Source organism: Streptomyces pseudogriseolus, from assembly GCA_002154585.1.
GTDB lineage: Bacteria > Actinomycetota > Actinomycetes > Streptomycetales > Streptomycetaceae > Streptomyces > Streptomyces pseudogriseolus.
Genome location: MUNG01000015.1, coordinates 1 through 8356 on the forward strand (window position 1 = coordinate 1; position 8356 = coordinate 8356).

Genomic DNA, 8356 nt, shown 5'->3' on the forward strand with positions numbered 1-8356 from the left:
CGTACGGCGTGACTCCGCCCCCGAGCGCCACCGCCCCCGCCCGGGTCGCCGCGGCCGCCGAAGCGTGCCGCCGCATCACCGTCTCCAGCCCCTCCGCCTCGATCCGCTCCACGCACGCCTCCAGCGCGAGCATCTCCAGCTGCGCAGGGGCGTGCAGCAGCGTCCTGCGGCCGCCGTCGATCCACCGCTCCTTCCAGTCGAGGAGGGAGAGGTAGGAGCGGCGCGGCGCGTTCGGGTTCGCCGCCATACGGGCCCAGGCCCGCTCGCTCACCGAGACCGCCGACACCCCGGCGGGCCCGCCCATCGCCTTCTGCGCCCCGATGACGCACAGGTCCACGCCCCAGGCGTCCGGCAGCACCGGCTCCGCGCCGACCGAGGCGACCGCGTCCAGGTAGAACAGCGCGCCGTGCTCCCGCACCACCTCGCCGATCGCGGCGACGGGATTGGTGTTGCCGGTGGCGGCCTCGGCGTGCACCAGCGACACGAAGTCGATCTCCGGGTGCTCGGCGAAGGCGTCCCGTACCTGCGCGGCGGTCACCGCCGTGTGGAACGGTACGGCCAGGTCGACGACGGTGGCGCCGCAGTCCCGCAGCCAGTCGCCGAAGGTCTGCCCGTAGGGGCCGGTGATGACGTTCAGCGCGGTCGTCCCGGGCCCGGCCGTCGCGCGGATCGCGCCCTCCAGCGGCAGCAGGGCCTCGCCCTGGGTGATCACCACGTCCTGCCCGGTGCCCAGCAGCCGTGCCACCCGGTCCTCGATGGAGGCGAAGCGGGCGGCGCTCAGCGGGGGCAGGTCCAGGAGGAGGTTCGTCACGGTGGTGTTCTTTCGCTCAGGATCGCGGTATGCGCCTGCGAGCCTAACCCCTTGTCCCGCACCGCCCGCTCGGACCGGCCCCGCAGGATGGCCGACCCGCCACGTTGATCTTGTCCGCCCGTCTCACTACCGTGACGCCTCTGCTCCCACACCCCTCACAAGGAGGCGCCCGCGTGCGAAGACGTCCACGGCTCGCCGGCATACTCGCCGTACCCGCCCTGCTGGGCCTCTCCCTGGTGGCCCCCACCACCGCCCGGGCCGCGGACGTGACGTCCGGCGACTACAAGGCGGTGTTCAACTACACCAAGCCGGGCAGCACCACGCTCGACCACTCGATCCTCAACGACCTCGCCGGTCTCGTCGACCATGCGGCGCCGGGCTCCACCGTCTACATGGGGATGTACTGGTTCGGGCTCGAAGAGCTGAAGGCCAAGATGCTCGAGGCGCAGGACCGCGGGGTCACCTTCCGCATGGTCTCCGAGAAGCGCAACGAGTCCATCAGCACGCCCTTCACGGCCGCCGAGCTGAAGAACGGCTCCACCTGGACGTGGTGCACCAACAGCTGCCTGGGCAACGGCCCCGACGACGTCAACGCCATCAACCACGACAAGTACTTCGTGTTCACCGCCCTCGACGACGGGCGGAAGAACGTGGTCTGGCAGAGCTCCGAGAACATCGCCGTCTCCCAGTCCGGCGAGCTCAACAACGCGCTGATCGTGTCGAACAACGCGCAGCTCGCCGCGCGCTACATCGCGCACTTCCAGGACCAGGTCAAGCACGCCGGCGACAGCGCGCACACCACGTACGACCACACGACGAGCGATCCGGACGCCCCGGTGGAGGCGTTCTTCTTCCCCCGCGACACGGCGTCCGACGCCTCGCACTACGGCAACGCCGACATCGTCGCCTCCTTCATCGACGACGTCGACTGCGCCCGCGGCGGCCGCATCCGGATCTCCGCCGCCGAGCTCGACGAGCGCAGCTCACGCCCCGCGATCTACACCGCCCTCGAGGCCAAGAAGGCCGCCGGCTGCGCCGTCGAGGTCAACGGCCGGGACCTGAGCGACCCCAACGGCGACGGCGACAACGCGGGCGTCAACGAGCTCACCGGCCTGGACATCCCCGTCCACGCCAACCGCCCCGGCGGCTGCCGCTACGCGACCGTCACCTGCAACCGCGGCACCACCCACTCGAAGTATCTGCTCACCGAGTGGCGGAAGGCCGACGGCACCCAGGTCCGGCACGTCTTCACCGGCTCGCACAACTGGACCAAGGGCGCCCTCCAGCGCAACGACGAGACGCTGCTGCGGATCGACGACCCGGTGATCTACCAGGCGTACGTCGACAACTTCGACGCGGTGCGCCAGGGCACGTACGACATCGACTCCACCGTCTACGGCTCCACCGCCCAGCACTACTCGCGGGTCAACACCAAGGCCGACGGGGACCAGCACTACAGCGCGGTCGCCTCCGGCGGCACCGGCTCCACCACCTGGACCGCGGTGGTCTACGAGGAGGGCGACCGCCACGACTCCTCGGACACCGAGCTCGGCACCGACGTGTACCTCCGCTTGTACAGGGACGGCGTGCCGCTGTGGAGCGAGAAGAAGCTCAGCCCCGGCGGCACCGGCGCCACCTGGTCGCACCAGAAGCCCGACGTGGGCGTCGACGCGAACGGCAACGCGATCGTCGTGTGGACCGCCGACGACGACGGCAACAAGTACGGTGACATCGCCGTGCGCAAGGTCGCCCCGGACGGAACCGTGACGAGCCTGCCGCGTCCGCACGCCTCGGGCGACGGGGACCAGCTCCGGCCGACCGTCGCCGTCGCCCCGGACGGCTCCTACGCCGTGGCGTGGGAGTCCACCGCCGACGGGTCCACCCTGAACCAGGTGTACGCCGGCAGCTGGTCCGGTACCGGCGCCCTGCGGTACCAGGACGTGCGGGTCAGCACGATCAACTCCGGCGCCGCCGGCTCCAACCGCCGCCCGGACGTCGCCCTCGACGACGCCGGCCGGGCGACGGTCGTGTGGGAGGAGGACGCGGACGGCAACGGCGGCCTGAACATCGGCCTGGCCACGCTGGACACCTCGGGCGGCTTCGCGGTCGCGCGCAAGGTCGCCAACACGCTCACCGACGGCCGGCAGACCAGGCCGGCGGTCGCGGTGGCCGGCGACGGACGGATCGTGGCCGCGTGGGCCGACGCCTACACCACCGGGAGCGGGACGGTGGAGCGCCCGCAGCGGGTGTACCACCGGATCTTCTCGGCGTCCGGCGCCCCCGCGGGCGCCGAGGTGCGCACCACGCCGGACACGTCCCAGGTGCCGTCCGGCCGTCCGATCGGCACCCAGGCCGACCCGGACGTGGCCGTCTCCGACGCCGGTGACTTCGTGGTGACGTGGAAGGAGGCGTTCGTCGACGGCCTCGACGACGTGTGGGCCCGCGGCTTCAACGCCGACGGCAGCACCACCGGACGGCTCCCGGCGCTGCGGATGAACGTCGTCTCGGGCGGCGGACAGGGCGGCCCCGCGGTGGCCCTCGCGCCGAACGGCCGGCTGTCCCTGACGTACGCGGACGACTACGACGGCAACAAGTTCAACGAGATGCGGCTGCGGGACGCCTTCGCCAACAAGTAGGCGCACCCCTGACGTCCCCTTCCGTCCGACGGCCCGGACCGCTTCCCGCGCGGTCCGGGCCGTCGGCGTGAGGCGGAAGATCGGAGGCCGAACGGCGTACTCCTCCTCCGATTGATGTGAGGTGCTCAAACCTTTCCTTATAATCGGAACTTCTCGTTCGCTTACTGGAGGCTCCTCGTGAACACGCTCCTCGGCCGCAGGACCCGCGTCCTGGTTGCCACCACCGCGACGGCCGGGATGGTGCTCCTCGCCGCCTGCACGTCCACCGACGACTCGGGCGGCGGATCCACGACCGTCGGCGGGGTCGAGCTCGTCAAGGCCGGGCAGCTCACCACCTGCACCCACCTGCCGTACCCGCCGTTCCAGTCGGAGATCGACGGCAAGGTGCAGGGCTTCGACGTCGCCCTGATCGACCTGGTCGCCGAGGACCTGGGCGTGAAGCAGGAGATCCTCGACACGCCGTTCGAGAACTTCAAGACCGGCGCCTTCCTCAACTCCGGCGAGTGCGACCTGGCCGCCGCCGGCATGACCATCACCGAGGAGCGCAAGAAGAACGTCGACTTCTCCGACCCGTACTTCGAGGCCACACAGGCCGTCCTGGTCGACAAGAAGAGCGGCATCTCCTCCTTCGCGGACCTCGAGGGCAGGAAGGTCGGCGCCCAGGCGCAGACCACCGGCGAGGACTACGCCAAGAGCAAGGGCCTGGACCCGGTCTCCTTCGAGTCCTCCGACGCCGTCCTCAACGGCCTGCGCACCGGCCAGGTCGAAGCCGTCGTCATCGACTACCCGGTCGTCCAGGGCTGGCTGAAGGACAAGGCCAACGCCGCCGCCTTCGAGGTCGCCGAGCAGGTCAACACCGGCGAGCAGTACGGCGTCACGGTGAAGAAGGGCAACGACAAGCTCCGCGAGGCCGTCAACAAGGCGATCAAGGACGCCAAGGCCGACGGCACGTACAAGAAGCTGTACGAGCAGTGGATCGGCCCCTACGACGAGTCCGCCGCCTCGCCGGCCGCGTCCTGACCCCATGACCGACACGGAGAAGACACCGCTCCCGCCGAAGCGGAAGGGCCTGACCCGGCGGCAGAAGCGCAGCCTGTCGCGCGGCGTCCAGTACGCCGTGTTCGCCGCGGCCGTGATCGCCTTCGGGGTCACGGCCGACTGGGGACGGCTGCAGAACCAGTTCGCGCAGGTCGAGATCGCCGAGCGGATGTTCCCGGACGTCATCACGCTGGCGCTGAAGAACACCGTCCTCTACACGGTGACCGGCTTCGGCGTCGGGCTGGCGCTCGGCATGGTGATCGCCCTGATGCGGCTGTCGTCCGTCGGCCCCTACCGGTGGCTGGCCGGCATCTACATCGAGATCTTCCGCGGCCTGCCCGCCCTGCTGATCTTCATCTTCATCGGCGTCGCCGTCCCGCTCGCCTTCCCCGGCACCGAGATCGTCGGCGGGACCTACGGCAAGGTCGCCCTCGCGCTCGGCCTGGTGGCCGCCGCCTACATGGCGGAGACCATCCGGGCCGGCATCCAGGCCGTGCCCAAGGGCCAGATGGAGGCGGCCCGCTCGCTGGGCTTCTCGCCCGCCCGCGCCATGGTGTCGATCATCATCCCGCAGGCCTTCCGGATCATCCTGCCGCCGCTGACCAACGAACTGGTCCTGCTGTTCAAGGACTCCTCGCTGGTGCTGTTCCTCGGCGTCACCCTGGAGGAGCGCGAGCTGTCCAAGTTCGGCCGCGACCTGGCCAGCCAGACCGCCAACTCCACGCCCATCCTGGTGGCCGGCCTGTGCTACCTGCTGATCACCATCCCGCTCGGCTTCGTCGTGCGCCGCATGGAGGCCAAGGCCCAGGAGGCCGTGAAATGAGCACGAGCCGACCGGAGATCCGCGTCAGCGGACTGCACAAGTCGTTCGGCGACAACCACGTACTGCGCGGCATCGACCTGGAGATCGGCCAGGGCGACGTCGTCTGCGTCATCGGCCCGTCCGGGTCCGGCAAGTCCACCCTGCTGCGCTGCGTGAACCTCCTGGAGGAGCCCAGCCAGGGCCAGGTCTTCGTCGGCGGCATCGAGCTGACCGACCCGGACGTCGACATCGACGCCGCACGCCGCCGCATCGGCATGGTGTTCCAGCAGTTCAACCTCTTCCCGCACCTCACCGTCACCGAGAACCTCACGCTGCCGCAGCGCCGTGTGCTCCGGCGCGGCAAGGCGGAGGCCGCGAAGGTCGCCGCGCAGAACCTGGAGCGGGTCGGCCTCGCCGAGAAGGCGGACGCCTACCCCTCCTCCCTCTCCGGCGGCCAGCAGCAGCGCGTCGCCATCGCCCGGGCGCTCGCGATGGGCCCCGAGGTGATGCTGTTCGACGAGCCGACCTCGGCGCTCGACCCGGAACTGGTCGGCGACGTCCTCGCGGTGATGCGGATGCTCGCCGACGAGGGCATGACGATGATGGTCGTCACGCACGAGATGACCTTCGCCCGCGAGGTCGCCGACCGGGTCGTCTTCATGGACGGCGGAGTGATCGTCGAGGACGGCGCCCCCGACCGCGTCATCGGCGCCCCGCAGCACGAACGCACCCGCCACTTCCTCTCCCGCCTGCTCGACCCCGCCATGGCGGAGGTCGAGGAGGAGACCTCGGACCAGGTGGGCGGGTCCGCGTAGCGGGTCATTAGGGTGCGGTGCATGAGCGAACGCGCGGTGCTGCACGTGAAGGGGCGGATCCTCGTCGGCCCGGACGAGGTCCGCGACGAGCTGTGGGTGGTCGGCGGGCGCATCTCCTACGACCGCCCGGCCGGCGCCCGCGACGTCCGGACCGTCGACGGCTGGGTGCTGCCCGGGCTCGTCGACGCCCACTGCCACGTGGGCCTCGACCGGCACGGCGCCGTCCCCGAGGACGTCGCGGAGAAGCAGGCGCTCACCGACCGGGACGCCGGCGCGCTGCTGCTGCGGGACGCCGGCTCGCCCTCCGACACCCGGTGGATCGACGACCGCGACGACCTCCCGAAGATCGTCCGGGCCGGCCGGCACATCGCCCGCACCCGGCGCTACATCCGGAACTACGCCTGGGAGGTCGAGCCCGACGACCTCGTCGCGTACGTCGCCCAGGAGGCCCGGCGCGGCGACGGCTGGGTGAAGCTGGTCGGCGACTGGATCGACCGCGACCTGGGCGACCTGTCTGCCTGCTGGCCGCGCGGCGCGGTCGAGGCGGCGATCGCGGAGGCGCACCGGCTGGGCGCCCGCGTCACCGCCCACTGCTTCGCCGAGGACTCCCTGCGGGACCTGGTCGAGGCCGGCATCGACTGCGTGGAGCACGCCACGGGCCTCACCGACGACACCATCCCGCTGTTCGCCGAGCGGGGCGTGGCCATCGTCCCCACCCTGGTCAACATCGCCACGTTCCCCGCGCTCGCCGACGGCGGCGAGACCAAGTTCCCCCGTTGGTCCGCCCATATGCGCCGGCTCCACGAACGCCGCTACGACACCGTGCGCTCCGCGTACGACGCCGGCATCCCCGTCTTCGTCGGCACCGACGCCGGCGGCACCCTCCCGCACGGGCTCGCCGCCGAGGAGGTGGCGGAACTGGCCAAGGCCGGTATCCCGCCCGCCGAGGCCCTCGCCGCCGGCACCTGGAAGGCCAGGGCCTGGCTCGGCCGCCCCGGCCTGGACGAGGGCGCCCCGGCCGACCTGGTGGTCTACGACGCCGACCCGCGCGCGGACCTCGGGGTGCTCACCGCTCCGCGCCGGGTGGTGCTCAACGGGCGCGTCGTCGCGTAGGACGCGCCCACCGGTGGGGCCCCGGAGGGTGACGGCGGGGAACAGCCGTACCCAGGGAATCGAAAAGGTGCTCCGGTCTTCCCCGAAGGGGTGAAGAGTCGCCGGAACGCTGACGCGGCGGGGCGGGCCCGGACATTCTTTCCGGGTCCCAGCACAGTCCCATGGGGGTCCCACCGCCTTGAACACCATCAACGTGCCCACGCATGCCCGCCGTTGGTCCGCGGTCGCCGCGGCCTGCGCGCTCACCGCCGGACCCGTCGCCCTCGCCGGCGCGGGACCCGCGCACGCCACGGAGGGCCACGGCCACGCGAGCGCCTCCGTGCTCCGCACCGACCTCGACGTGTCCCTGCTCAACAAGTCGGTGCAGGTCCCGCTCACCGTCTCCCTCAACGAGGTCGAGGCCCCGCGCAGCGCGCGGAAGACGGCCCTCACCGCCACCCTCGACGGGGTCGACCACGGCAAGCCGTTCAGTGTGCTGAGCGCCGGGACGGCCGACGCGGTCGCGACCGTCGAGGGGGACACGGCGGAGGCGTCCACCACCCTCGCGGACGCCCGCCTGCACGTCCCCGGGCTGCCGCTGCTGTCGCTCGTCGAACTGGAGGCGCTCAGCTCCAAGGCGGTCTGCGAGGCCGGGAAGAGCCCGCACGCCTCGGTCACCCTGCCCGCCGCCGTCACCGTCCTCGGCAAGCGGGTCGCGCTGAGCGCCGGCGGCCCGACCCACGTCGAGGTGCCGGGGGTGGGTGCGGTCCGGCTCGACCTGTCACAGACGGAGACGACGTCGGCGACGGCCGCGGCCACCGCGCTGAGGCTGGAGGTGTCGGTGAACCCGGCGAACCTGAATGTGGCCGAGGTGGAGGGGCGGCTCACCTTGGCGGAGTCCCGCTGCGAGACGCCTGCGGCGGCGGAGGAGGAGTCGGAGGCGGCTGCCCCCGAAACCCCCGCCGACGAGGACGCGGCCGTCGAGCCCCAGGGCGCCCGAGCGGAGACGAACCTCGCGGAAACGGGCGGGGATTCGGCGACGCCGTACGTGGCGGCGGGCGCGGTGGCGCTGCTCGCGGCGGGCGGGGGAGCGGTGCTGGTGTCACGGCGGGGGCGCCGCAACTGAGGCACGGGTGCCGGGGCGCCCCGTCAGGGGCGCGGG

General features: G+C 71.9%; 7 protein-coding genes. 6 read left to right on the forward strand and 1 reads right to left on the reverse strand.

Annotated features, from left to right (window positions below; genetic code table 11):
- Positions 1-811, reverse strand: an 811-nt coding sequence (locus tag CCN29_RS01970) for a pyridoxal-phosphate-dependent aminotransferase family protein (RefSeq protein WP_086679769.1), incomplete at its 3' end; no start/stop codon positions are given.
- Positions 812-984: 173 nt separating this feature from the next.
- On the opposite strand from CCN29_RS01970, the gene CCN29_RS01975 reads away from it, so the two are divergent.
- From CCN29_RS01975 to CCN29_RS02000, 6 genes are all read left to right on the forward strand, one after another.
- Positions 985-3447, forward strand: coding sequence for a phospholipase D-like domain-containing protein (locus CCN29_RS01975; protein ID WP_442538209.1), 2463 nt, complete (start codon positions 985-987; stop codon positions 3445-3447).
- A gap of 177 nt (positions 3448-3624) precedes the next feature.
- Positions 3625-4467, forward strand: coding sequence for a transporter substrate-binding domain-containing protein (locus CCN29_RS01980; protein ID WP_086679771.1), 843 nt, complete (start codon positions 3625-3627; stop codon positions 4465-4467).
- A gap of 4 nt (positions 4468-4471) precedes the next feature.
- Positions 4472-5308: an amino acid ABC transporter permease gene (locus CCN29_RS01985; protein ID WP_006132698.1), complete on the forward strand. Its 837-nt coding sequence runs from the start codon at positions 4472-4474 to the stop codon at positions 5306-5308.
- Positions 5305-6102: an amino acid ABC transporter ATP-binding protein gene (locus CCN29_RS01990; RefSeq protein WP_086679773.1), complete on the forward strand. Its 798-nt coding sequence runs from the start codon at positions 5305-5307 to the stop codon at positions 6100-6102. The genes CCN29_RS01985 and CCN29_RS01990 overlap by 4 nt, the downstream gene beginning before the upstream one ends.
- Before the next feature lie 21 nt (positions 6103-6123).
- Entirely contained in the window at positions 6124-7215 is a 1092-nt protein-coding gene (locus CCN29_RS01995; protein ID WP_031062286.1) for an amidohydrolase family protein, read from the forward strand.
- A gap of 178 nt (positions 7216-7393) precedes the next feature.
- Positions 7394-8320, forward strand: coding sequence for an SCO1860 family LAETG-anchored protein (locus CCN29_RS02000; RefSeq protein ID WP_086679775.1), 927 nt, complete (start codon positions 7394-7396; stop codon positions 8318-8320).
- The last annotated feature ends 36 nt before the right edge of the window (positions 8321-8356 follow it).